At 39.0% G+C, this 26835-nt stretch carries 23 protein-coding genes; 17 read left to right on the forward strand and 6 right to left on the reverse strand.

What is annotated here, in order from left to right; translation table 11 throughout:
- Window positions 1-652: 652 nt before the first annotated feature.
- A complete protein-coding gene (locus ACLIBG_RS04480; protein WP_439311634.1) occupies window positions 653-2446 on the reverse strand; it encodes a DNA ligase D in 1794 nt (597 codons plus the stop codon).
- 113 nt (window positions 2447-2559) lie between these two features.
- On the opposite strand from ACLIBG_RS04480, the gene ACLIBG_RS04485 reads away from it, so the two are divergent.
- From ACLIBG_RS04485 to ACLIBG_RS04495, 3 genes are all read left to right on the forward strand, one after another.
- Window positions 2560-3393 (forward strand): non-homologous end joining protein Ku, encoded by an 834-nt coding sequence (locus ACLIBG_RS04485; RefSeq protein WP_439311527.1) that lies wholly within the window; start codon window positions 2560-2562, stop codon window positions 3391-3393.
- 304 nt (window positions 3394-3697) lie between these two features.
- Window positions 3698-4699, forward strand: a complete 1002-nt coding sequence (locus tag ACLIBG_RS04490) for an acyltransferase family protein (protein ID WP_439311528.1) — start codon at window positions 3698-3700, stop codon at window positions 4697-4699.
- A 39-nt stretch (window positions 4700-4738) separates the two neighbouring features.
- On the forward strand, window positions 4739-5545 hold the full coding sequence (locus ACLIBG_RS04495) for a sugar nucleotide-binding protein (protein ID WP_439311529.1): 807 nt from the start codon (window positions 4739-4741) through the stop codon (window positions 5543-5545).
- A gap of 350 nt (window positions 5546-5895) precedes the next feature.
- On the opposite strand, the gene ACLIBG_RS04500 is transcribed toward ACLIBG_RS04495, so the two are convergent.
- A complete protein-coding gene (locus ACLIBG_RS04500) occupies window positions 5896-7251 on the reverse strand; it encodes a YjiH family protein (RefSeq protein WP_439311530.1) in 1356 nt (451 codons plus the stop codon).
- A gap of 743 nt (window positions 7252-7994) precedes the next feature.
- Here ACLIBG_RS04500 and aspA point away from each other — a divergent pair.
- From aspA to ACLIBG_RS04550, 10 genes are all read left to right on the forward strand, one after another.
- Entirely contained in the window at window positions 7995-9413 is a 1419-nt protein-coding gene (gene aspA / locus ACLIBG_RS04505; RefSeq protein WP_439311531.1) for an aspartate ammonia-lyase, read from the forward strand.
- Window positions 9414-9599: 186 nt separating this feature from the next.
- A complete protein-coding gene (eutB, locus tag ACLIBG_RS04510) occupies window positions 9600-10610 on the forward strand; it encodes a hydroxyectoine utilization dehydratase EutB (RefSeq protein ID WP_439311532.1) in 1011 nt (336 codons plus the stop codon).
- Window positions 10611-10648: 38 nt separating this feature from the next.
- Window positions 10649-12304, forward strand: coding sequence for a PucR family transcriptional regulator (locus tag ACLIBG_RS04515; RefSeq protein WP_439311533.1), 1656 nt, complete (start codon window positions 10649-10651; stop codon window positions 12302-12304).
- A 250-nt stretch (window positions 12305-12554) separates the two neighbouring features.
- Window positions 12555-13751 (forward strand): M24 family metallopeptidase, encoded by a 1197-nt coding sequence (locus ACLIBG_RS04520; RefSeq protein ID WP_439311534.1) that lies wholly within the window; start codon window positions 12555-12557, stop codon window positions 13749-13751.
- Between the two features lie 18 nt (window positions 13752-13769).
- Window positions 13770-14738 carry a cyclodeaminase gene (locus ACLIBG_RS04525; protein ID WP_439311535.1) on the forward strand — a complete coding sequence of 323 codons (969 nt, stop codon included), beginning with the start codon at window positions 13770-13772 and terminating at the stop codon, window positions 14736-14738.
- Between the two features lie 214 nt (window positions 14739-14952).
- A complete protein-coding gene (locus ACLIBG_RS04530; RefSeq protein ID WP_439311536.1) occupies window positions 14953-16386 on the forward strand; it encodes an aldehyde dehydrogenase family protein in 1434 nt (477 codons plus the stop codon).
- A gap of 456 nt (window positions 16387-16842) precedes the next feature.
- Complete coding sequence (locus ACLIBG_RS04535; RefSeq protein ID WP_439311537.1) at window positions 16843-18147, forward strand: aminotransferase family protein; 1305 nt, start codon at window positions 16843-16845, stop codon at window positions 18145-18147.
- Between the two features lie 162 nt (window positions 18148-18309).
- Complete coding sequence (locus ACLIBG_RS04540; protein ID WP_439311538.1) at window positions 18310-18450, forward strand: hypothetical protein; 141 nt, start codon at window positions 18310-18312, stop codon at window positions 18448-18450.
- Window positions 18451-18762: 312 nt separating this feature from the next.
- Complete coding sequence (locus tag ACLIBG_RS04545) at window positions 18763-19044, forward strand: DUF5327 family protein (protein ID WP_439311539.1); 282 nt, start codon at window positions 18763-18765, stop codon at window positions 19042-19044.
- 106 nt (window positions 19045-19150) lie between these two features.
- On the forward strand, window positions 19151-19519 hold the full coding sequence (locus tag ACLIBG_RS04550) for a DUF423 domain-containing protein (protein ID WP_439311540.1): 369 nt from the start codon (window positions 19151-19153) through the stop codon (window positions 19517-19519).
- A gap of 11 nt (window positions 19520-19530) precedes the next feature.
- Here the strand turns inward: ACLIBG_RS04550 and ACLIBG_RS04555 are convergent, their stop codons facing one another.
- The 3 genes from ACLIBG_RS04555 to hemQ all read right to left on the reverse strand — a co-directional run bounded on the left by ACLIBG_RS04555 (window position 19531) and on the right by hemQ (window position 21611).
- The gene (locus ACLIBG_RS04555) at window positions 19531-19782 is read right to left on the reverse strand and encodes a hypothetical protein (RefSeq protein WP_439311541.1); all 252 of its coding nucleotides are present in this window, start codon (window positions 19780-19782) and stop codon (window positions 19531-19533) included.
- A 110-nt stretch (window positions 19783-19892) separates the two neighbouring features.
- Window positions 19893-20330, reverse strand: a complete 438-nt coding sequence (gene gerQ / locus ACLIBG_RS04560; RefSeq protein WP_439311542.1) for a spore coat protein GerQ — start codon at window positions 20328-20330, stop codon at window positions 19893-19895.
- A gap of 531 nt (window positions 20331-20861) precedes the next feature.
- Window positions 20862-21611 carry a hydrogen peroxide-dependent heme synthase gene (hemQ, locus tag ACLIBG_RS04565; RefSeq protein WP_439311543.1) on the reverse strand — a complete coding sequence of 250 codons (750 nt, stop codon included), beginning with the start codon at window positions 21609-21611 and terminating at the stop codon, window positions 20862-20864.
- Window positions 21612-21862: 251 nt separating this feature from the next.
- Here hemQ and pta point away from each other — a divergent pair, with 251 nt between their 5' ends.
- A complete protein-coding gene (gene pta, locus ACLIBG_RS04570; protein WP_439311544.1) occupies window positions 21863-22834 on the forward strand; it encodes a phosphate acetyltransferase in 972 nt (323 codons plus the stop codon).
- A gap of 49 nt (window positions 22835-22883) precedes the next feature.
- On the forward strand, window positions 22884-23567 hold the full coding sequence (locus ACLIBG_RS04575) for an endonuclease III domain-containing protein (protein ID WP_439311636.1): 684 nt from the start codon (window positions 22884-22886) through the stop codon (window positions 23565-23567).
- Window positions 23568-23657: 90 nt separating this feature from the next.
- On the opposite strand, the gene ACLIBG_RS04580 is transcribed toward ACLIBG_RS04575, so the two are convergent.
- Window positions 23658-24509: a lipoate--protein ligase family protein gene (locus ACLIBG_RS04580; RefSeq protein WP_439311545.1), complete on the reverse strand. Its 852-nt coding sequence runs from the start codon at window positions 24507-24509 to the stop codon at window positions 23658-23660.
- A gap of 92 nt (window positions 24510-24601) precedes the next feature.
- Between ACLIBG_RS04580 and ACLIBG_RS04585 the strand changes: the two genes are divergently transcribed.
- Window positions 24602-25891, forward strand: coding sequence for an HD domain-containing protein (locus ACLIBG_RS04585; protein ID WP_439311546.1), 1290 nt, complete (start codon window positions 24602-24604; stop codon window positions 25889-25891).
- A gap of 108 nt (window positions 25892-25999) precedes the next feature.
- Window positions 26000-26521 carry a YwhD family protein gene (locus ACLIBG_RS04590; protein WP_439311547.1) on the forward strand — a complete coding sequence of 174 codons (522 nt, stop codon included), beginning with the start codon at window positions 26000-26002 and terminating at the stop codon, window positions 26519-26521.
- Window positions 26522-26835 lie beyond the last annotated feature (314 nt).

Genomic DNA, 26835 nt, shown 5'->3' on the forward strand with positions numbered 1-26835 from the left:
TTTGTCGCCATGAGTATTGTGGGAATGAAAGGTGCGATTATAACAACTAATATCCATTTTTTTCAAAAAGAGAAGGATGGCTTATTAAGTGCACCCTTCTACATTAAATTTCGTTCCTATACCATTTGAAATGTTATTGATAAATCATAAATAAAATGAAACTCTAAGAAAAACAAAGAAAACAGGCGAACAAGTTAGTATATAGAGGGAGTATAAATTTTTACGCATAGCTGTCTAGCTTAAGCGCCCAGAAACTAGCCGACTTCCTGCTGCGCCTTGCGATAAAGAAGACTTGCCGATGGCTTTAGACAGAGGCATAGTCGCCCTTATGCCCTTGGGTGAAAGTCATCATCGATTCGCACAGGTAAATGAGGGCCAACTAAATACGCCCTCCCGCGCCAACGTTGGCATACCCCTTTTGCAGGGGCATGATTCCTTTATCTTAGGGTATATGGGAATGTTCGATTAAAACCGCCACTTTGCGTGGCGACATCGAACCACCAGCTCCCGTCTGGCGTAGTCGCTACGTTTCTAGGTAGGGCGCTTGCGCTTTTCTTTATATTGTCTCTTACAATTAAAGAGAGTACGGGCTGATAGCAGCACTATAGAATAAAAAAGGATGCACAATAAAATTGCTGCAGGAATTTTGGAATTAGTGTTTAACGAGTTGAACGATATGCTTCATTTGTTGCTTTTCCCCGCAAGTGAAGAAGCCGTCAAATGGACAGCCTAGTTGGCGTATACGTTGTACGACATTTGTAATTGTAAACATATCCGGAGACAAATCATCATGCACTTCGTTCCAAAATAACGGCGTGGCGACTGTCGCTTCGGTCGTCATTCGTGGTGAATAAGGAGCGATAATTGTTTTGTCCTTTCCGTGCTGAACATAATCAATATATATTCGGTTTTTTCGATTTTTCTTTAAACGCTCTGTTGTAAACATGGATGGCTCCTCTTGTTCAACTGTCTTTGCTATAGCTTCGGTTAGTATTGCTGTTTCGTTATACGACAAACTTTCTTTTGGAATCGGGATATGGATTTGCAGCCCTTTATTTCCGGAAGTTTTTATAAAGGCTACAAGTTCTAGATCGTCAAGCAAACGTTTGATCAATAACGCTGCTCGAATAGCAAGTCCAAATTGCTTTCGGCTTGGCGGATCAAGATCAAAGACAATTTCCGTTGGATATGGGTCGTGAATCAATTGAAATGGGATATGATATTCGATGGAGCCATGATTGGCAAACCAAATAAGCGCATCCAGAGAGTCACATACGATCAGCCTTTTTTCCTTAACTGGCACGCTTCGTATAAAATTCGGTGCATAGTCAGGTAAGCTTTTTTGAAAAAAGGATTGTTCTTCCACCCCATCCGGAGAACGGATCACTGTTAAAGCTCGTTCTTGCAAAAATGGCAGGATATAGGGGCTCACTTCACGCATGTAAACGAGCAAATCTCCTTTTGTTGCACCTGTTTTTGGCCAGAAAACTTTTTCCTTATTGGTAACTTCCACTGCTTCTGGAAGCATCGCCAAATCCAACGTGAGCCTTTCCTTCGTGCAATTTTTAGGTAATTCGCTTGGTAATAACGCACAGAATTGTGGCTCACGTAATTCGCTTTTATGTAAGTCAAGGGTGTGGATTGATGCACATATCGCTGGTGGAAGTGTGTATACATTTCCTGTTTTCGTTCCCTCATTTAAAAATAGCTGTTTCAAAATGTGGAAGTCATCTTTTTCAAGCCCGTTTTTACATTTCCCGATTGTTTGTATTTTGCCTTCGTTATAAATAGCAGCAATGAAATAATCATTTTTCGGATCATATGCAGTGAGAAAACAACGAATGGTGCGCCAGTTCTTTTGCTTATACCAATCATGATGAGATTTTCCGTTTGTGTACTTGCTTTTAGTTCGTTTTGCAACGATACCTTCCGCCTTGTAGGAAAATACTGTTTTTTGGAGGGAATCAACATGCGGATGAGATGCAACAAATTGGATTCGTTTATGGGGGAAGAAGTCAGCATGAAGAATCTCGGCTAGCTTTTGCTTTCTTTTAATAAATGCCCATTTTCTAATGTTATTTCCTTGAAATTGTAATAGATCAAAAGCCATGAAGGTTGCTGGTCTTTCTTCTGCTGTTTTCCGAATAGTAGTTTTGTTTTTTAATCTGCCCCGTTTTTGCAGCAGGGTGAAATTTGACTGATAGTGATTGTTTAAAATGACAATTTCTCCGTCCAGTTGTAGTGGCAGTATTTCTGCTGCCATTGCTTGTATACTTTTTCCCACCTTGATTATTTCCGGGAATGAAAGACTTAAGTCTTTATTGTTTCTGCTCGTTAATTGAACGTTTGCTTGAGTAATGAAAAGCAGTGCGCGATAGCCGTCGTATTTCACTTCATAGTTAAATTCATCGCTGTTAGGAACTTCTATACTTCCAATTGGTTGCATTGTCTTCAAATCTTATCCACCTCCCTATTAACGTGCCTCAAAACTGGTTAAAATACACGATATTGGATAAAAAATATTGGAACCGGAAAACTAGAAAAAAAGGAGTGTTATTTATGCACACGACGTGGAAAGGAACAATTAGCTTCGGTCTCGTAAATATTCCGGTAAAGATGCATGCGGCAACTGAAAACAAAGATGTGCGCTTGAGACAGCTGCACAAGGAGTGCCAATCACCAATAAAATATGAAAAGGTCTGCCCGGTTTGTGACCGTGATATAGAGGAAGAAGAAATTGTAAAAGCATATGAATATGCGAAAAATAAGTTTGTAGTACTGGATGAGGAAGAATTAAAAGCATTAAAAAAAGAACAAGAAGATAAAGCGGTGGAAATTGTTGATTTTGTAAAGCTGGAAGAGATTGATCCAATTTATTTTGAAAAAAGTTATTACTTATCTCCAGATGAAAGCGGAAGTAAAGCATATAGCTTACTTCGAGCGGCATTGGAGGAAACGGGCAAAATCGGGATTGCAAAAATGATGATTCGTTCCAAGGAACAGCTCGCTGTAATACGCATTTATAGTAATACCATTGTCGTCGAAACGATTCACTATCCCGATGAAGTACGAGCCGTCCAGGATGTGCCGAATGTACCCGAACAAAAGGAAGTTGCAAAAAAAGAATTGGATACCGCTAAAATGTTAATAGATCAATTAACAACTTCGTTTGAACCGGAAAAATATACTGATGAATATCGGACGTCTTTGCTTCAACTTATTGAAGAAAAGAAAAACAACGAACAGACGGTTGCTGGAAAAGAGAAAGCAAAACCAGACAATGTTACGAATCTAATGGACGCATTGCAAGCTTCGTTGGATAAAGCGAAGCAGGATAAGCCGAAAACAAAACGAAAAAAAACAACAGCAGCTCAGAAAAAGGTTGCCAAATAACGAATGAGCTATTTTGCACGCAGCGCCAGCTGTGTGCAAAATCAAGTATTCCGCGTCACCCTTCAAGCATCGTGGTTCATCCATCAAAATCACCTATCCCTAAAATATTCCATTGCAGTTATATCTCATTTTTTCGTGCTAATTACAGTTCAATAACATTGCGATTAAATCGTTTTGAATGGGGCTATTACATGTTTAATTTAGGGTATAGCACTCATATAATGGAGTGTGATAAGCAAGTAATTACAGTAACTGCATGCTTATTTGTCTTATTTATGAAAATTCGGGAAAAGGTGGGCATGTCATGGAAAGGGAAGCGTACTTTGATAATGCGAAAGTTATATTGATATTTTTAGTTGTGTTTGGTCACGTTATTCAACCATTTACTGACGGTTCACACGCAATTAATACGTTATATACTTGGATTTATACATTTCATATGCCGGCTTTTATTTTTATTGCGGGTTTTTTTGCGAAAGGAATCGGGAACAAGAACTATGTATGGATGTTGGCAAAAAAGCTGCTTTTCCCTTATATTATTTTTCAGCTTGTTTATACGGCTTTTTATTTTTATATTGGAAAAGAAACGTGGTCGGCAAGTATTTTTCATCCTCATTGGTCGCTATGGTTTTTGATCAGTCTGTTCTGCTGGCATGCATTGTTGATAATGTTTAAGAAAATGCCAGCTACGACCGGGATTGGCCTGGCGGTATTGATTGGATTAACGATTGGCTACATTGGGGAAATTGGCCACTCATTCAGCTTATCGCGAACATTCGTATTTTTCCCATATTTCTTACTAGGTTATTGGCTGAAGAAAGAACATGTAATGATGTTAAAAAATAAATCTTTTAAGATAGTCTCTCTCGTGATTCTTGTAGGAGTTGCTCTCGTAATCTATTTCGCACCGGAAATTAACTCAGGATGGTTGCTCGCCTCAAAGTCATATATTGATTTAGGGCTTCCTACACTCGGAGCACCAGCTCGAATGCTCGTATATGCAACATCGTCGGTCATGGCGCTCTGTGTACTTGCTTGGGTACCGAAAAGAAGATTTATTATGACGGACCTTGGTACACGAACATTATATATTTATTTGTTGCACGGTTTCTTTATTCAATATTTCCGGCAAAACAATTTTTTTGAAGTGAATAATGTAATCGATTTTGCAGGCCTTCTCATTATTACCACTGCAATAATGATTTTTCTTTCAAGCAAATTAATGATCGGAATTTGGCAGCCGATTATTGAAGGGAAAACTACCATCTTAAAAAACACGTGGAATCAAAAAAGGAAAACAGCTTAATAAGAGAAATATTATCTATACGAAAGGAGTCGAGAGAACATGAAAGTATGTATTTTTGGAGCCAGTGGCTACGTCGGAGAATCTGTATATGAACGATTAAGTGAAAATAGATCAATTCAAACAGTTGGTACGTATTTAGAAAATGAAGGACAAAATAAACATGATCGACTGATTAAGCTTGATATCAATGATCCGGAATCATTTTCTAATTTCTATAAAAGGGAAAACCCGGATGTAGTTGTATGGTCTGTAATGGCAGGTGTCGGTGAGCATCAGCTGACAGATCAAGGATTGATGCATGTTATTACACATCTGACACCGGAAACAAAATTCATTTATATTTCTTCGGATCTCGTTTTTGCAGAAGGAAACGGTCCGTATCAAGTGAATGATCCAATCTCGACTTTTCCGGATGACCACTTTCTTAGTGAATATGCGAACGCAAAAGTAAAGGCGGAACGATTAATAGATAATGAAATATCCAATTATGCTATTCTGCGTACAGGGCCGATATACGGAAAAAATCGAGTTGGAATGTGGGATAGCCCTACAAATGATATGGTGATGCGCCTGAAAGACAATAAGGTAGTATCGTATCGGGACGATTTAATTCGTACATTCACACCGGTTAATGATTTAACGGAAAAAATCGTAGAACTTGTCCAAAATGACCAAACAGGTATATTTCATATTGGCGAAAAAAAAGGAAAAAGCTTTTATGAATTTAAGCGGGAGTTGGCAACGAAACTTGGCTACGATACAGACTTTATAAAAAAAGCTTCTGAAGATGAAGAGCCAGACCATAAACATCCACAAAATATCTCATTGAAAATAACCGAAGAGTAAAGTATTAAATCCCCGTTGTCGGAGAGTAAATCCGGCAAAGGGGATTCTTAAAAGAGGTCAGAAAGTATAAAGTTTTGCGCATATCTGTCTAGCTTCAGCGCCCAGAAACTAGGCGACTACCCACAGCGCCTTACGATAAAGAAGACTTGCCGATGGCTTTAGCCAGAGGCTTAGTCGCCCTTATGCCCTTGGGTGAAAGTCATCATCGATTCGCGGTGCTCATCGTGATTTCTTTATCTCAGTTGCTTTGGTCCACTCGCTACGTTTCTAGGCAGGGCGCTTGCGCTTTTCTTAAAGACAATGGATGCAAGCTTTGATACATTAAATAGAAAAACGCTGCTAGCCACTATTTAAAAAATAATGTGGGCAATCATAACAATGATCGGAAGGGTAATGATCGTTCGCAAAAGAAAGATAATCAATAAATCCTTAAAAGTTACAGGCACTCTGGAACCTAGCAAAACACCACCTACTTCGGACATATAAATCAACTGGGTAACTGATAAAACTGCTATAATAAATCGCGTAATCTCCGCTTCAATGGATGATCCGATAATGGCGGGTAAAAACATATCGGCAAAACCGATCAGTATGGTTTCAGATGCTTCATTAGCATTAGGGACTTGCATCAACTCAAGTAGTGGAACAAATGGCAAACCAAGAAATTGAAATAAAGGGGTATATTCGGCTAAAACAAGCGCAATCAGACCGAATCCCATGACAACAGGAGCAACGCCCATCCACATATCGAGCACATTTTGTGCTCCGGATTTAATAATACCAAATGCATTTGTGTCTTTTTTTGCCCGTTCCAATGACTTTTTATATCCGAAAGTCAACGCATTATAGCCCGAAGGAATCGTTTCTACCTCTTTGCCTGTACCGTGTTTATACGTATCCGCCATCCGAGAGAGTGGAGGAATGCGTGGCATAATAAGTGCAGCAACCACGCCAGCGATCATCACCGTTAAATAAAACGGAACAAACAAATGTCCCAAATTCACTTCAGAAATAACAACCAATGTAAATGTAATTGAAACGACAGAAAAGGTCGTTCCAATAACAACAGCTTCCCGTTTTGTATAGTATCCATCTTCATATTGCTTACTAGTCAAGAGGACCCCGATTGTACCATCGCCAACCCACGATGCAAGGGCATCAATGGATGAACGCCCAGGTAGTCGAAATAATGGACGCATTATTTTAGTCATTAACGTTCCGAATAATTCGAGCAGACCAAAGTCCATTAATAATGGCAGAAACAAGCCGGCAAATAAAAACACTGCAAACAACGTGTGCAACAATCCATCTAAAAGCATTTGTCCGGTATTTTCACCATGAATTGCTTCCGGTCCAAGTTGGAAATAGACCATTACTGCAAAAATGGCGGCAAGTACTCTCGTTATCGTCCAAAATAAACTGACATGAAACAATTGCTGGAAGAAAGGAGTGCGAGAAAAGCGCTCCCGTCCGATTAATCGGAATAAAACAGTAACGATAGCAGTAACAACAATAATGATCATCATGATCAAAGAAAGTTGATTAGCTAGTTTGACCTGAACCCAATCTGCTAAAATAGCGATCGGAATTGTAAAACCTTTATCAGCAGGGACAGGCATCATGAAGAAAAATATCCCGATTAATGATGGGATAATGAATGTTAAGTGATCTTTCAAATTATAATGATTGAAGTCATTTTTTAGCATGTGTAAGTACCTCCATGATGTCTAAAATCTTTACAGGTTAAATATTTAAAAGTTTTATCATAACCTCTAATCGATTATAAACTCATTTGTGGAAAAAAACACGTATTTTCAAGTATATTATATGGGAATTTTTTGTAAATACATGGGCTGTTTTCAATGAATGAAACAGAATAAATGTTCTGTTCCCGTGTAAGAAATCCAGCATAAAGATGATAAAGTTATTGTTCTTGGTTCTGTGCGTTGTTGAACAGCTTTCATCCAAGACTATACTTGACAAAAGTGATTGCAATCCGTCGGGGCGGCTGATATGCTTAAGTTGAAAGCGACTACTCATCGGTGGTTCTTTTTTAACTTGTTGTATTTTGTATTTAGTTCACAAACTAAGGCGTATTCAACGTAGAGAGATTTCGCAGTCGTTACAGTAAGACAGGTTTCTTATAACCGTCGATGAGTCTTAGAAAAACACGCTAAATTAATACGCGTTAACTTACCTTTCCAGAAAGGCATTTATTTTAAAATGACTTTTCTAAAAAAATAAATAATTAAATTCATACGTATAAAGTTTTAACAAATTATTTAGAGCGGATGAAGTTCTCATTATTTAAACACATTGCAGGAAACTTCACTGCTTTTTACAAATTATGAAATAGAATAACACAATTCAATCCACATGCTTGATTAAACGAGTCCTAATTGAAGGGCTCTCTAAGTTATGCGGTAAAAAAACTGGGGGAAGTAATCACATGACTAATCACAACAGCAGAGTAGAAACGGATTTACTCGGAGTTAAAAATGTGCCTCAAGATGCATATTATGGAATACAGACATGCCGTGCAAAAGAAAATTTCACCATAACGGGCAATGCGATTGACGAGGAATTGATCGTTGGCTTAGCGCTTGTTAAAAAGGCAGCAGCACTAGCCAACATGGAAGTAGGGCAGCTTGATCGCACTTTAGGAAACGCGATTGTTTCTGCTGCAACTGAAGTTGTTGAAGGCAAGCTCCATGACCAGTTTATCGTTGATCCGATCCAAGGTGGCGCAGGAACTTCGATTAATATGAATGCAAATGAAGTAATAGCGAACCGCGCATTGGAAATACTTGATAAAAATAAAGGTGATTATCATATATTGAGTCCGAACAACCACGTAAATATGGCCCAGTCGACGAATGATGCATTTCCTACAGCGATCCATCTAGCTGCAATTTCCTTGACGGAAAAGCTGGAAATGACACTGGAAAAGTTGGAAGAAGCCTTTCACAAAAAAGCGAAAGAATTTGATGCAATCATCAAAATGGGACGAACACATTTGCAAGATGCTGTACCGATCCGGCTAGGACAAGAATTTGAAGCATATGCACGTGCACTTGCACGTGATCGAAAAAGAATTAGCAATGTCCACGAAAATTTGTATGATATTAACTTAGGTGCAACCGCCGTTGGAACAGGGTTAAATGCTGATCCGGCATACATGGAAATTGTTGTCCGGGAATTGCGTCAACTTAGTGGTATGCCATTGCGCAATGCAAGTCATCTTGTAGATGCTACACAAAATACAGATGCTTATACGGAAGTATCGGCTGCGCTAAAGATTTGCATGCTTAATATGTCGAAAGTTGCCAACGATTTGCGTCTAATGGCTTCAGGCCCAAGAGCAGGATTTGCCGAAATAAGTTTGCCAGCACGTCAGCCAGGATCCTCTATTATGCCCGGGAAAGTAAATCCTGTTATGTGTGAAGTGGTAAATCAAGTCGCTTTTCAAGTAGTGGGTAATGACCAGACAATCGCCATGGCATCTGAAGCAGGTCAATTTGAATTGAACGTGATGGAACCAGTATTAATCTATAACTTACTTCAATCACTAAGAATGATGGACCGAGTCTTAACGTCATTCCGGGAATTTTGCATTGAGGGGATCACAGCGAATGCTGAAATGTGCAAAAGTAATGTAGAAGGAAGTATTGGCATCATTACTGCGCTGAATCCGCATATCGGCTATGAAGCAGCTACACAAATTGCAAAAGAAGCGTTGGAAACCGGAAAATCGGTACGGGAAATTTGCTTAAATAAAAACATCTTATCAGAGACAGCCTTGCAGCAAATTTTGGATCCATTTGAAATGACACATCCGGGCATTGCAGGTGAACTCGTAATAAAATAAACATTGCTATGTAACGATCCCCACCCCGTATTGCTGTAAAATATGCTCATTTTCATACAACTACACGAATGACAACAATAATGATCAATCTTTCTTTCGCCAAGTGGTAATCACTGGTAAAATGGAAATAAAAAAATCGTTTAATTCATGTAATAACTTTAAAAAATCGGAAAAGGAGTGTTGTCCATGTGTTCAAGGAGTGCCAAGAATGGTGTAACGATGCAAGAAATATGGGAAGCTAAAAGCCGGATTAAGCCGATCGTAAAAGAAACACCACTCATCCAATCATCCATATTGAAAGAGAAAATGGATGCATCGGTTTATTTAAAACTGGAAAACTTACATGAAATTGGTGCTTTTAAAGTAAGAGGAGCAGCAAATAAAATGAGTAGCTTAACCGATGAAGAAAAGGCGCATGGCGTAACAACTTTTTCAACCGGTAACCATGGACTTGCAGTAGCATATGTAGCAAAGCAGTTAGGAATACGTGCTGTTATTTGCATATCAAATCGCGTTCCCGATGCGAAAGTTCACGCTATAGAGCAGCTGGAAGCAGAGGTAGTTAAGGTCGGAGAAAGTCAGGATGAGGCAGAAAAATATTGTCAAAAGCTTGAAAAAACAGAAAAACTTACAATTATTAAACCTTTTGATGATCCATTCGTAATCGCTGGTCAAGGAACAATAGGTATTGAACTGATTGAAAAGGTGCCAGCTATCGATGCGGCGATTATCCCCTTATCAGGAGGTGGCCTTTTCGCCGGAATTGGTCTCGCCCTAAAAGCGTATAATCCGGATGTTAAACTAATCGGTGTTTCCATGGAAAAGTCAGCCGTCATGGCAGAGAGCTTGAAGGCAGGAAAGCCAGTTATTTTACCAGAATCAGATACGTTGGCAGATAGTCTGCTTGGGGGTATTGGGTTAAATAATGAATACACCTTCTCACTAGTAAGAGACCTGATTGATGAGATGATTCATGTTTCCGAAGCAGAAATTGCTGCTGGAATGGCATTTATACTTGATCAGCATCGAATGGTTGTTGAAGGGGCTGCAGCTGCAGGCGTTGCTGCCATGCTAAGTAATAAATGCAATATTAATGCACAACATATAGCTACAATCGTTACAGGCAATAATGTCAATACATCCGTTGTTTCTGACGTACTTTATAACCAGTTGAATAATCCCGTTATCCGCTGGTAATTGCTCCTGAGAAAAAAATAAATAAGGGAGGGATAGTAATGGCTATAGTGGTCCGGGAAATTATGGAACTACCCATTTTCGATACCGCACAAATAAAGACAGGAAAAGACTTGTTGGATCAATTTTCCGTCGAGTGGGTTTCATCGATTGAAGGTCCGGTTGAAAATTTTGTCCGGGAAAATGAATTCATTCTGACTACAGGTATGGAATGCGCACAAAATCCTGATCTGCTTCTGGATTTTGTGCAGGATGTATATGAATCAGGAGCATCTGCCTTAGGAATTGCTACTGGAAGATACATATTTGATATCCCTGAAGACGTAATCAACTTTGCAGAAGAGAAGGGCTTTATTTTACTAGAACTTCCCTGGGAACTCCGGTTTGCTGACATTCAACGAGAAGCGATGAATAAAATTAATGAGTGGCAGGAAGATGTTTCCGAACGGTCAAGAAACATCCAAAAGCAATTGATTGACTTTGTCATTCAGGGCGAAGATTTAGCCGACATCATTAAATATGTAGAAAACAAGCTCGGTTGGAGAATTGTATTTACAGATAGTAAAGGGAGAGTGAAATCTGGGCAAGCTAATCCGGAAGAAATGGTCCAACTATGGGAGGAACTGGATCAAAATAAAGCAATACAAATGGATGAATCATTAGCACGCCACATTCGGAAGGTGAACTATAATGGAAGGTGTTTACTGAAAAAGGAAATTTCCGCAGGCCAAGGTAAGATGGCTCAAGGAAGCTTTCTCGTTCTGTTTCCAAAAGACGCCCGCATAACGAAAAGTGTTCTTCATACCCTCGAAAATTTGTCAGCAGCAGTGGCGCTGTGGATATCACGCGAAGATGCTATAGTTAAAACGGAAATTCGATTGCGTAATGAATTTATTTGGAGTCTTGCCAAAAACGGTAAAATGGAAATTGATGAAGGGATTTATGCCCGAGCTAAATTGTTTGGCTATGATCTGAATCTTCCTTATGTTTGTATTATTGGATTTTCCGAAAATGTTGATTCCTTATCGGAAGACCGGTATGAGAACAGCGATTTTGGATTAAAAAGTATCGTTTATTATATTGAAGAAGAAATCCGCTATGCCGCTCGGGTTGTACAAAAACAAGCTGCATTTACATTTGATGAAGACCAATTAATTATTTTTCTGGAATCAAAAGACGAGGATCAAGTAACTGCAAACCACTTTTTGGATCTTGTCGAGAAGCGATTGAATGCGCTTATGCCCGGTGCGAGCTTTTCCTGGGGGATTGGTAAACATGGCGATGGCGTGTTGCAGTTTCATGAAAGCTATAAAAAGGCAAAATCGGCACTGGATATGGGACGCCAGCAAAAAGGACCCGGTCAGCGTGTTAATTTTGAAGATACGCAGTTGAGCCGCCTATTGTTGAATCTTGCCGCAGATCCAGAAATTCGAGATATCACGTTAGCGACGATTGCTCCGCTGATCGAATATGATAAAAAACGGGAAATGGATTTAATCGAAACATTTATTGCCTATGATAATCAAAATGGGAATGTAAGCCAAGCTGCACGAGTACTAAATTTGCATCGACAATCTTTATTATACCGTCTAAGGAAGATTGAAAGCCTGACAAACTTATCATTAATGAACCCCGATGATGTTTTTTTATTAAATATAAGTGTAAAAGTATGGTTAACTGGGGTATTAAAAGAATAAGAGGAAAATAAAACCAGAATGGATGAATCCGTACTGGTTTTTTATGTTTTACAAATAAAAAGAATCTGTATCATACAATTTGTATAAAAACGTTAACGGAAAGTTCATACAAAGTTGCGATTGCTGTAACAAGTCTGGAAGCGGTATAATAGATTGACAGCATATTTATACTTTGGATAACTATGCAGGAAGGGTTAATCCCTTAAAAGATAAAGAGGGCCCCGCCCTAGGAAGAAGAGGAGGAATGGCCGTGTTATTTAGCCATAATGAGTATAAAGAAAGACTTGCAAAGACAAAAAAACGCATGGAGCAAGCTGGTATTGACGTACTGCTCATAACGAATCCGGCGAACATGAACTATTTATCAGGATATGATGGCTGGTCATTTTATGTTGATCAAATGCTCGTAGTAATTATTGATGAAGAGCAACCTCTTTGGATTGGACGATTTCAGGATGCAAATGGTGCCAAGGCAACTACTTGGTTGGACCATATGAATATTATTCCGTATCCGGATGATTATGTCCAATCGGAAATAAAGCATCCAATGGAATTTGTAGGGGATATTTTAACCCAGATCGGACAAACAAAAAGAAATATAGGTATTGAAATGGAATCGTATTATTTCACAGCATTGGCCTATGAAAAATTAAGATCTAGCATGCCAAATGCGAAATTTATAGATGCAAGTTTACTCGTAAACTATGTTCGCATTATCAAATCGGACAGCGAAATAGAATTTATTAAAAAAGCAGCAAGAATTGTAGAAAAAGGTATGGCTACAGCGACAAATGCGATTCAATCAGGAACGAGACAATGTGACGCTGCAGCTATTATCTACCATGACTTAATTGCAGGAACAAAAGAATTTGGTGGTGATTATCCGTCGATTGTCCCGTTGTTGCCAACAGGTGAAAATACGTCAACTCCCCACTTAACCTGGACAGATAAACCGTTTAAAAACGGGGAAATGACGATTATTGAAATTGCCGGATGTTATAACCGCTATCACGCTCCGATGGCACGTACAGTGTCACTCGGAAAGCCTAGTGAACAAGCGTACGATGTAGGGAATATTGTCGTGGAAGGCTTGAATGCTGCACTTGATGTCGTAAAACCGGGTGCATTATGTGAAGACATTGAAGAAGCATGGCGCAACGTCATTGCCAAACATGGGATTGTCAAAGAATCACGACTCGGATATTCAATGGGGCTCAACTACCCACCGGATTGGGGCGAGCATACGGCAAGTATCCGTAGCGGAGATAAAACAGTCTTGAAGCCAAATATGACATTCCACCTCATCCCAGGTTTATGGTTTGATGATTATGGCATTGAAATAAGTGAATCATTCCGAGTTACGGAAACAGGTGTTGAATTGCTAACAAATTTCCCAAGAGAGTTAATCGTAAAGGAAGATCAAGATATCGCTCAGGAAATACGGTAAAAGAGGTGGTTGGGACACATGTTAATTTTTAATGAAGAAGAAATTAGAAAATATGTAGACATCAATCAAGAAGCAATTAAAGTGGTCGAAGGAGCATTCACGGATTTAGAAACGAAAGAAGTGGAGATGCCACCAATCATCCACGTGAATATTCCGGAGAATAATGGAGAAGTAGACGTCAAAACAGCTTATATTCCGGGACATGACATGTTTGCTTTGAAGGTTGCTTCGGGATTTTTCAACAACTACGAACTAGGCCTTCCAAGCGCAAGTGGTTTAATGCTGTTAATTAGCGCAAAAACGGGACAACCGAAAGCATTACTTCAAGACAATGGTTATTTAACCGATGTTCGAACGGCAGCAGCTGGAGCTGTAGCGGCTAAATATATGGCTAAAGAAACGATTCGAACAGCGGGAGTAATTGGGGCGGGAGCACAAGCGAGATACCAGCTGAAAGCTTTACGTCAAGTAAGAGATTTCAATCATGTGATCGTATATGGACCAACGGAAAAAAGAGTACTTGAATTTAAAGAAGAACTGGAAGAAGCACTTGATATAACTGTTGAAATTGCCAACAGTCCGGAACAGGTTGTTCGTAACAGCGAAATCGTTATTACAACAACGCCAGCAAAAGAACCAGTAATAAAAGCCGAATGGCTCCACCCAGGCCTGCACATTACAGCGATGGGCTCTGATGCTAAGCAGAAGCAAGAACTAGAAGCAGAGATCCTAACGAAAGCAGACTTGTTTGTTTGCGATGTGAAGGCACAATGCATCGCGCTCGGTGAATTGCGCTCAGCTGTGGAAGAAGGTTTGATTGCACCCGAGGAAAACATTATCGAACTTGGTCAATTAACAGCAGGCAAAACATCTGGAAGAATGGATGATGATGCAATAACGATTGCCGATTTGACGGGAACAGGGGCACAAGATACAGCCATTGCATTATATGCATTTGAAAAGTTGACCGCTCATCAGGCAAAATAAGAATTGAGTTAGGACACTTGCGATCAAGCTGAGCGCGCTAGATAGTGCACTCAGTTATGATATTTGTCATCGATGTTCATTAAGGCATGTTGATATGGGATAATCGACATACGTTAAGTTGTCCGTGATGGTCAACAGCCTATTTAGACAAATTACAACGTAGATGATCAACACCATGAAAACCAAGCATTTTAAAGAAAGGTGTGTGATGTTAATGATGACAAAGGTAACTGGTAAGAAGATGTTAATAGGCGGTAAATGGGTTGACCGCGAAAAGACAATGGAAGTTCATGACCCCCAAGATGGAACGCTTATTACAACAGTGCCTCGTGCCAATGTAGACGATGCCCTCTATGCCATTGAACAGGCGAAGGAAGGGGCAGCTGTAGCTGCAAAAATGCCGGTTCATGAGCGGATTGCTATCTTGAATAGAGTGGCTGATTACATCGAGGAAAATAAAGAAAAGTTCGCACAAATGATTGCTAGTGAAGGAAGTAAAACGATTAATGAAGCACGGGGCGAGGCGGCTAGAGCAACACAAACAATAAGAATCTCTGCTGAGGAAGCAAGAAGAATTAACGGTGAGACGATACCTTTCGATCAAATGCAAGGTAGTGAAAATCGTGTCGGTTACTACTATCGTTTTCCGATCGGCATTGTAGCTGCTATTACACCGTTTAATGATCCATTGAATTTGGTTGCTCATAAAGTTGGTCCAGCCATCGCATCCGGGAATGCCATTATAGTTAAACCCGCAACAATGACACCACTTAGTGCACTATTGCTTGCAGAAGCTTTTGAAGAAGCCGGATTACCGGATAAGGTGCTCTCTGTCATTACAGGCAGTGGAGGTGAAATTGGCGATACACTTGTTACACACCCTGCGATTCGTATGGTTTCATTTACCGGTGGCTTGGAAACAGGAGAAGAGATTGCTCGTAAAGCAGGCGTGAAAAAAGTAGGTATGGAGCTTGGATCCAACTCTCCTGTTATCGTGCTAAAAGATGCTGACTTGGCAGATGCAGTGGAGTCTTCTGTTTCTGGATCGTTTGGCGCAGTCGGACAGAATTGTATCGGTGTTCAAAGAGTTTATATACAGGAATCAGTATATGAACAATTCAAAGATGAATTCGTCGCCAAAACAAAACAAATTAAAGTTGGTAACAAAAAAGATGCCTCTACAGATATGGGGCCGTTAATCAGTGAAAAAGAAGCCATTCGAATCGAAGAATGGGTGCAAGAAGCTGTAGACAAAGGTGCAACGCTATTAACTGGCGGAAAGCGCGAGGGAGCTTTTTATCATCCAACCGTTCTAACAAATGTTCCATCCAACTGCCAAATAGCACATGAAGAAATTTTTGGCCCAGTTGTTTTGTTGTACACTGTAGAAGATTTGGATGAAGCTATTGAACGTTCCAATAATGTTAACTATGGATTGCAGGCAGGTATTTTCACCAAAAATATTGATCATGCATTTGCAGCAATTCAGCAGCTAGACGTTGGAGGAATTATGGTTAATGACAGCAGTGACTACCGGATTGATGGAATGCCGTTTGGCGGTGTAAAAGGTTCCGGTCTTGGACGTGAAGGTATTAAATTTGCCATTCAGGAAATGACAGAACCAAAAGTAGTTCAGTTTAAGCTTTAATTAAAAGAGCTCATGACAAGCGTCAGTGTTGACGGAAACGAATGAAATATGTCAATAAGCTCAAAAACAGTACGGCAAATAAAAAAAGAAAGTTTCCATTTATATAGGGGTCAATATGTGGACGGAAGCATAAATAAAGATAAATATAAAATATAAGCTTATCCTGCTGAAAATCGCTAATCGCCAGTAAATATTCAATCACTTGTAAAGTATTTAGTGGAAATAGTGAAAAGGAATTGAATTTACTAATTACAAGCGTTACAATTGTAATAGAATAGTATTTCAATCAATTTTGCTTAGCCTTCCAATCTTAGTAAATAAGTGATAAATTCAATTAATGAAAACAACCACTTAGGGAAGGCTAATTGCAGATTTGAAAATAACGGCAATATTTAGCCGACAATCGACAATGAGATTGCGCATAAAAATTGTGCAATACTTAAGGAGGAGAAAAACATGTCAACAGTAACAAACAAAAGTTTAAAAGAAGAATTGGTGGAGCTGGATAAGAAGCACTTTATTCACCCAAGTACAAATATGAAGCAATTGGAAGAAGAAGGCCCAGCTTTCGTTTTTACAGAAGGTGAAGGCATTTATTTAAAAACTGTAGAAGGTAAGAAGTTAATGGACACTTTATCTTCTCTATGGAACGTAAACATTGGTCATGGCAGAGAAGATATTGGTGAAGTTGCAAAAGAACAAATTACTAAGCTTGCTTTTACTTCTACTTTCAGTGGATGGAGCCATGAGCCAGTAATCCGTCTTGGTAAAGAAATTGCTAAGTGGGCACCAGAGGGTATGAATGCAACATTCTTTACTTCAGGTGGTTCAGAATCAAATGACACAGCATTTAAAACAGTACGTCACTACTGGAAAGTTAAAGGACAGCCGCAGAAAAACAAAATAGTCTCAAGAAGTCTTTCATACCACGGGGTAGCAATGGGTGCAACAAGTGCAACAGGAATTAAACCATTCCGTGACTTTACAACATCACTTGCACCGGATTTCTTGCATGTAGAAAGCTCTGTAGAAGCTTTAAAAGAACTTATTGAAAAAGAAGGTGCAGACACAATTGCTGCATTTATTTCCGAGCCTATCCAAGGTTCAGGTGGAGTTAACATGCCGCCAGAAGGATACTTCCAGGAAGTTCGCAAAATTTGTGATGAAAACGACATCCTATTCATTGCAGATGAAGTTATTTGTGGATTCGGTCGTACTGGTAAAAACTTCGGTATGGAACATTTTGGAGTAACTCCTGACATTATTACAATGGCAAAAGGTGTTACAAGTGGTTATGCAGCTCTTGGTGGCATGATCCTTTCAGATAAAATTCATAACGAACTAAAAGAGAAAACAAACGGTAACTTCTATCACGGCTACACGTACAGTGGTCATCCAGTTGCAGCAGTAGTTGCTATGAAAAACCTCGAAATTATCAAAAATGAAAACTTAATTGATAATGTAAATAAAATGGGTGAAAAAATGCTTGAAGGATTCAACTGGATTAAAGAACAAAACGATGATGTTGTAACAGAAGTTCGTGGTATAGGTCTACTAGGTGCAATCAAAATTGAAGCAAAAGACGGAGAATCTATTGGAGCAAAAGTTGTTGCGGAAGCATTGGATAGAGGAGCAATTTGTCGTTCAATAGTATATGAAGGGCAAGATACACTTGCATTCGCTCCACCGTTTATTATTAATGAAGAACAAATGGATGACATGATCAACATTATTAACGAATCCATTAAAGCAGTAAAATAAATAGTTAATCATTCGACAAGGTGTGAAATAAACGCCTTGTCGAATTTTCTTCCAATAATTATCAGTAAATTCAATAAATATACTTGCATTTCCATACAACTATCGATATAATATACTTAATTATCAGATAAGTTATCATCCTATCTTAAGGAGAAATGGTGTATGGACATGTTTACTGATTTTAAAATATTTGAATTACAATTAAACAGACATTTGGATGAAAGAGAAGAACAATTTTTACAATGGATTAATGGGCGTTATTTAGAAGAAATAAATGATCCGTGCGATCAGAAAGTTGTTTGATTTATAACTAACGTATGAAATAATCTTTATAAAGCTTGAATGACTTATAAAAATCCGGTAACAAAAATGTGGTATTAATATGAAACTAGAAGTGAAAAAATTGATATGTATGGAAAAGTGTATGAAGGAAGAATCGTAAGAGCCAGTCTTGGATGTCCAAGGCTTTTTTAATTGGAATGAGATTTGACTGGATAGCCTGACCTTCATGTTCACTCATTGGTCACTATCATAGAAGAAATTACCCTCATATTGCTTTTGTATGGTTTTTTAATTCGATATAATGTTATACAGGACAAATGATGTAAAGGGGTGATGACGATCGCTGTCTCTGAAGATGCTATTTTGAAAAAAATACAAAAAGAACTTACACAAGCGAATGAAAAGTTACAGCAGCCGACAGACTTACGCAGGCATATCTCCAATATACATGTGTTGTGTGAATTGTTTTTGGACAATAACACGTCTAAAGATAGTGCTCCATCTATAGGGCAAACAATGCGTACAAAATCACATTCCTCCTTTTCAGATAAAGAGAAAAACATGCTGGAAAGTAAAGACCTCCCCCCGAGTGGAGACTCCATTTTCGATTTTTGAACAAATGAACTTTTAAAAAACAGAAGTGCACACTCAACACTAGATATGGTGTGAAGAAAATATATGATCTGTAACCGTCTTCGAGAAAAAAGAAGGAGTTTTTGAAATGAAGCTTTTTTTATTAGCAGGAGTTATTAATGGATTTATCGCAGTCGCCCTTGGAGCCTTCGGAGCGCACGGTCTTGAAGGTAAGATTACGGAAAAGGCGATAAGCACGTGGGAAAAAGCGGTTTTATATCAAATGTTTCATACAGTGGCGCTGCTCATAACCGGGCTCATTATTTCCAAAATACAAGGGAGCGGCATATATTGGGCCGGTTGGATGTTCCTATTTGGAATCATTTTATTTTCTGGAAGCTTGTACATTTATTCCACAACAGGTGTGAAATGGCTTGCAATGATTACCCCATTCGGCGGTGTTCTATTTTTAATTGGATGGATTTTATTTGGTTATGCTATCGTTAAATATTTGTAAATCTGCGTTTATTAAAGGTTTAGAAAAAGATAAGTTATAAAAAGAAACAGCATAATAGCACGTAAAAATTGTAAACTTGCTTCCGCTCTGCGAAAGGTCGTATACAAAATAATTGCTTCAAACAGTAGACTTACCATTAATAAATACAAGCCCAAAAAGATAAGCAGGAGATATCCTTTAATTATCGCAACTACACCGAAAATTAAGGAAAAGAATATGGAGATTAAGACAATACGAATAAGTTTTTCATAGGGGTGGTTCATTTGATTGCCTCCTTAAACAGAGAAAGGATGATACGAAACAAAGGTCGCCCCGCATTCCGGGTTCTTTGTAAGCATCATCCTTATCTTAATCGCCGCTTCACCGTTTTCTGTTACCTTGGTGATTGATTTGCAAGATCCGGAGAACTTCCGTATGGATACGAGTAATTTATTTCCTCATCAAAAGTGACATAATCGAGATAAACCATTAGCAACAAATAGCGCTTGTTTGTTTCCGGATCACTTAATATGATATGATCCCTGCCAGCGGCCTCAATAATCCCTTTAAAAATTCGGCTGTTCCATTCACTGCTTTCATCAAAGCTCATGTATACGGTTACGTGTTTTCCTTTATTCAATCGTAAAATATTTTCAATGTATGATTGCTGTGGCGGGAGCATACCTTGGACATTAAAGCCGGTTTGCGTTGGTGAAACTGGTTGTTGCCGCGTATACATTGGGTAGTAGGCCGGTGATGCCTGTGGTTGGTAATAATATGGATGCGCTTGTTGATAAGGGCCGCTAAAAGACTGATTTTGATTCTCACTCATTTGTAAACCTCCTAGATAATGGTATATACAGTCCAGCTAGTAAAAAACAGGACATTCGGACAGAGACGCTGAACAGAAACAATATGCTTTAAAACTTCCAGTGTGTTCCATTGCCCAACCAATTTGGCTAGACATCCTCCTTTGGAAATAAAAAACCAAAGCAAGTTTGTTGCGGGATGAAAATGTTCACCCCAATGACTCAGCGCGCAAGCCGGCTACCCTCTTTTCTTGCTCCATAACCACTGGGATATAGAAAAGCGATAGAATAGGTCAACTACTCAAATATATGCAATGATTGATGGAATGATGACAGAGGAATGGAAAAAAACAGGCAAGTATTTAATGAAGGATGGTTTTACATTTATCGGATTTTAAGTACAGTTAGAAATATACTATCCGTTAGTAGTCTGATTAAAATAAGTTAAGTAGGTGAGGGGTATACGTTTTCTATCCTCGGGAAAAGTGGATGGTAATGAAAACATACAAAAAACACTTTCGTCGTGAAAGTGTTTTTAATAGAAGTATTCTTTTTTATACGTGCAAATAAGCGGCAAATTCTTCTTTTTCTATTTTGTTACCAATAAAAAAGTAACCGAACTCACCATAACGGGAGCTTACTTCATCGAATCGCATTTCATACACAATTTTTTTCAATTCTAACACATCATGGGCAAACAACGTTACGCCCCATTCCCAGTCATCAAACCCAATGGACCCGGTTATGATCTGTTTTATTTTACCTGCATATTGTCGTCCTGTTTTACTATGCTCGTACAATAATTTTCCACGAACATTCTTTTCCAATGTATACCAGTTTTCATCCGCTTGTCGGCGACGATTCATCGGATAAAATGAAATGTAATCCCACTTCGGCAAGATTGGATAAAGACGTTCTTGAATTCTTGGAAGATTTTCATAGTCAACGCCTTCTTTTTCCGGTTGATATCTGGATATTTCAACGACGGATAAATAAGAATGTGCTGGGATTAGAAAGTCAGCGAGCAATGTTTTGTTAAATTCGGTTTCTAAATCCGATAGTTCGTCTACCGTAGGACGGAGAAAGATAAACATTAAATCTGCCTTTTGTCCTATTATTTTATAATGAGCGTGGCTGCCTTTGTTTGCTGCTTCAACCTGTTCCCATTTCTCAAGCATCTGCTGAAATTCCATTCTAGCTGCATGCCGTTCGGATTCTGATGCTAGTTTCCAAGCCGTCCAATCCATCGTACGCATATCGTGTAAACAATACCAACCATCAAATGTTTTTACTGCTTCAACCATTAAGACCTCTCCTTTATCAAAAATGACCTCTTTTTTTAATATAACACAATTAAGCAACCTGTAACCTTTTATACAAGAAGTTGTCATAAAGTAAAGGTATATAATGATAGAGTAGATACCGATTAAATTTCCTGATCCGGGTGTCTTTTTGAATAACTTAACAAGGAAACATGTGATTGCTATAATAATATTAATAGTTAAATGCAAGGAGAAGGTTGAAACATCTCTTGCACATCAATGGAGGTAAATTCATGGCGGAGTTTTTTGCACAAATAAAATCTAGATTACAGCATACAAAGAAAAGGATTGTGTTTCCGGAGGCGTTGGATGACCGGATATTATGTGCGGCAAGCAAATTAAGCGAAGAAAACATTTTAACACCTGTTTTGCTAGGTAATAAGAAAAAAATTAACGAAAAGGCTCGTGAACTCGATGTAGATATTGCTTCATGCGACGTGATCGATCCAGCCAACTATGATTTATTCGATACAATGGTCGATGCGTTTGTAGAACGACGCAAAGGTAAAGTGACAAAAGATCAGGCACTAAGTATGTTGATGGATGGGAACTACTTCGGCACGATGCTCGTCTATTTACATAAAGCAGATGGTTTAGTGAGCGGGGCAGTGCACTCAACGACCGAAACAGTACGACCCGCATTGCAAATTATTAAAACAAAGTCGGGAATTAATAAAACTTCCGGTCTATTTATGATGATACGAGGGGAGGAAACATATGTTTTTGCAGACTGTGCCATTAATATTGCCCCATCAAGTGAGGATTTAGCGGAAATTGCCGGCGCGAGCGCAGAGACTGCTCGGATTTTTGGGATCGATCCGCGTGTGGCCATGCTCAGTTTCTCAACTAAAGGATCGGCCAAATCGGAAGAAACAAAAAAAGTAACAAACGCTTTACAATTAGCCAAAGAAGCGAATCCGGATATATTGATTGATGGAGAATTTCAATTTGATGCGGCATTTGTACCAAGTGTTGCAGCTAAAAAAGCGCCTGCTTCACCGATTAAAGGGGATGCGAACGTATTTATTTTTCCGAATTTGGATGCAGGAAATATCGGTTATAAAATCGCTCAGCGTTTGGGGGGATTTGAAGCTGTTGGTCCGATTTTACAAGGTTTGAATCGACCGGTGAACGACTTGTCCAGAGGTTGCAATAAAGAGGATGTATATAAGTTGGCGATCATTACCGCAGCACAGGCAGAATAGCTGATGTATAGCGATGAAATCATTCTTTGGATGCGGGAAATTGCTGGAAATGAAATACCGTTTGTTTGATGGAGATGAGCATACGCATATGAATAAAAATGCTTATGATATTTATACATATCTATTTAATGCTTACGGGCCTCAAGGGTGGTGGCCGGCATCATCCGATTTTGAAATAATGATGGGAGCCATTCTTGTCCAAAACACAAAATGGCTTCAAGTGGAAAGGGCAATGACTCGTTTACGCCCTTATTTGACGCCTGTACAAATTGACAGGCTTCCTATGGAGGAACTTGCCCGGTTGATTCGTCCTTCCGGGTTTTATAATATGAAAGCAAAACGAATCAAAAATTTTATGGTCTGGTATAAAAGGTATCATTTTAGTGTAGCAGAAGTGAAAAAAAGAGACCGTCAGCTGCTAAGAGAAGAACTGCTTGCGATAAATGGTATTGGGAAAGAGACAGCGGACGTCTTATTATTATACGTATTTGGTATTCCTGTATTTATCGTAGACGCCTATGCACGAAGGATATTTGAACGGCTTGGCTTTGATATGCCCAAACAGTATGACACTTTTCGAATGGACGTTGAGCGACAACTTCCTAAGGATGCCACCGTACACAATGAATTTCATGCTTTATTGGTTGAACATGCAAAAGATGTTTGCACTTCCGTTCCGCGCTGCCACAAATGCCCGTTATTGTCCATTTGTGAGCAGCGAATCCGGACTTGAATGATTTACACTGCCTCCGGTTGTCTCAAGCGGTTGCCTCAGGATGTGATATATCACTTTACGAGCTACTTTGTTCACGTAGACCTTATTTTAAATGATGCTTGCAATCTTTTCATTCCGCTTCACCATCTGTTCGTAGCGTTTGTGAAATTGTTCTTGTTCAGAAGCAGTAAGTGACGTATGAACAAGTGATTTATCTAAAATTTTCATCGTGGAATAGAAACAAGATTGCACATTTTTCACTGTAAGTTTTTTACCTAGTAATGTAGATAAAGAGCCCATTTTGAGCGGGTTGACTGTTGGATATGTAAATGTTGTTTGTTCTCCTTTACGGCCAATCGTATAGAATGATTTAATATTCCGCGCGCGTTCATGGCTATTTCCTTCGATATCTAAGTAGACCTGAATCGCGACGCCGTTTTTTACTCGTCGCTGAGAGATCCCGGCAAACTTAACTCCGTCAATGCTTAAATCATAATCGCCAGGACAGTACGAGCCGACTATTTCGTATGCCTTTATTTCATCCGTTAAATCACGGAATAGCGATTGAATAAACTGATACATTGCATCATACCCATTATGAATGGAGATGGCTTTAACATCAGGCAATATAAGTGACACATTCAAGACCCCTTCATCGAGTGCGACCGCTAATCCCCCTGAATTACGGATGACTACCTGAAAACCATTCGAGCGTAAATAACGGATTCCCTCATCTATATAAGGCAGGCGAGCGTCTGGTATGCCAAGAACGACCGTTTTCGGATGAGCCCATAACCGAATGATAGGTGGTGATTGACGAGAACCGACGGATAGCGCTAGCGCATCATCAATCGCAAAAGAAGTTAAAGCACTATAAGGTTTACGGTAAAATGTATTTAACTTTGTATGATCAAAATAGCGAATTGTTGATTGATTCATTATCATTTTCAATTTTTCCACGGTTATCTCCTTTGAAAACGCATTCCTTTGTTACTAAGCATATCTATTATATAATAAATCCAAAAGGGATAAAAAGAAACGGGCTGAATACGATGAACTATAAAAATGAACAAATGGAAGAAGAAAAAGTATTTAAAGATACGGTTCACCGTTATGTACGTGTGAAAGATCGGGTTATTTGGGATTTGATTGCTACTCCCGAGTTTCAACGGCTCCGTAGAATTAAACAGCTTGGAACAACTTATCTAACGTTTCATGGTGCGGAACATAGTCGTTTTAATCATTCGCTCGGCGTTTATGAAATTGTACGTCGTATGATCCAAAAAATTGAAAACAATCCGAAATGGAACAAAGAGGAACGTCTGTTGGCTTTAAGTGCTGCATTGTTGCATGATTTAGGTCATGGTCCTTTTTCTCATTCCTTTGAAAAGGTATTTCAGTTGGATCACGAAGTATATACGAGGGAGATTATACTCGGAGACACGAGTGTTAATCAAATTTTAAGTCGAGTGGAGGAAGGCTTCCCGGAAAAGGTAGCTGCCGTTATTGAAAAAACATATAAAGATAAACTGGTGGTTAGTCTTATATCAAGTCAAATAGATGCGGATCGGATGGATTACCTTCAGCGTGATGCATATTATACAGGGGTAAGTTATGGGCATTTTGATATGGAAAGAATTCTTCGAGTGATGCGTCCGGTTGAGGATCAAGTTGTCATCAAATCAACGGGTATGCACGCAGTGGAAGATTATATTATGTCACGGTATCAAATGTACTGGCAAGTATATTTTCATCCTGTAACACGAAGTGCGGAAGTGATTTTAACAAAAATATTTCATCGAGCAAAACATTTATACGCAAATGGGTATCACTTTAAACAAACACCTGTGCATTTATTATCTTTTTTTACCGGAAATGTTTGTTTGAAGGATTACTTAAAATTGGATGAAGCTTTCGTCTATTCTTATTTTCATGAGTGGCAGGAAGAAGAAGATTTTATTTTAAGCGATTTATGCGAACGATTTATGAATCGGCGTTTATTTAAATACATTGAATTCCCTCCAGGTCAGCAGAAAAGATGGGAAAGATTAAAACACTTATTTAAAGAAGCGGATATTGATCCGAATTATTATTTAGTCAATGATTCTTCATCGGATTTACCGTATGATGTGTACCGGGCTGGAGAGGAAGCGCGTGTACCTATTTTTCTACAAATGCCAAATGGGGAATTAAAGGAGCTTTCCGAGCATTCGACGATTGTTGATGCTATTACCGGAAAAACCCGTACAGATCATAAGTTATATTATCCGAAAGATTTTATTGAGCATATAGAGGACATTTCTTTGAAACAAGAAATTAAGTCCCTTTTAAATGGAAATTAGTGCTCCTTATAGTTGGATAATGAGGAGACTTGTGCATCTTTGAAATGAAAATAAGTGAGAACGGTGCTACAATACAAGGAGAACCTAACTAGCGAAGGAGGATCTATTTTGGATAAAGGTCAATCTTCAAATAAAAAACAAAAAAGCTTTACGATCATAAAAGATGACTCTACCGATGGTCACGGCGGGTATGGAATCGGGTCAATCAGTCTGGAAAATATGTCTTCGGTCATTGTTGATCCGAATGAAAATAAGGCATATGTCGATATGGATGCCATGCATGCACGCAGCTCAATCGAACGACGGGTCAAGTATCTTTCGAATCGCGAAGAAGTACCCAATGGGTTATTATATTGGATTGTGTGGGTGACTGTTGAAAAAGGAGAAATCGGTCCATTCTATGCGGGTGTTGCAGCCAGTGAACTGCGTGTGGATCGTCCGAACAAACGAGCTTATAAATCGATGCCTCAGCATGTAACCCATATGGAAAAATCGTTAAAAGGAAAAATCGCAGTTGAGCATATGGATAACCATTCGAAACGGTTGCTGCGCGAATTTTTAGTCGGGTTTAATGAAGACATGTGGAACAATTCAAGCAACGAGCTTAGAGAAGCATTGTCGGAGAATTAATCCTATTCGTAGCGGTGAAGATTGATAAAGATGCTACATACTTCCGAAGCGTTGGTGGGAGCAACACTTCGATAAAAGAATTTCATACCCATTAAAGTCGTGAACACTTTGTGACAAATCAGGAATAAACCACGAAAGTCTTGTGATTTGCTTTAGGAGTTTGTAAGATAGATATACATGGGCTATACACATGTTTGCTAGGACAAAAAAGAAGCCGACCTAAACAGCACCTACAATTGCTGTACGGGTCGGCTTCTTTATTAATAGGAAAAGCGCAAGCGCCCTGCTTAGAAACGTAGCGAATGGACCGAAGC

The organism is Virgibacillus sp. W0181 (genome assembly GCF_051846915.1).
Lineage (GTDB): Bacteria > Bacillota > Bacilli > Bacillales > Amphibacillaceae > JBPYCR01.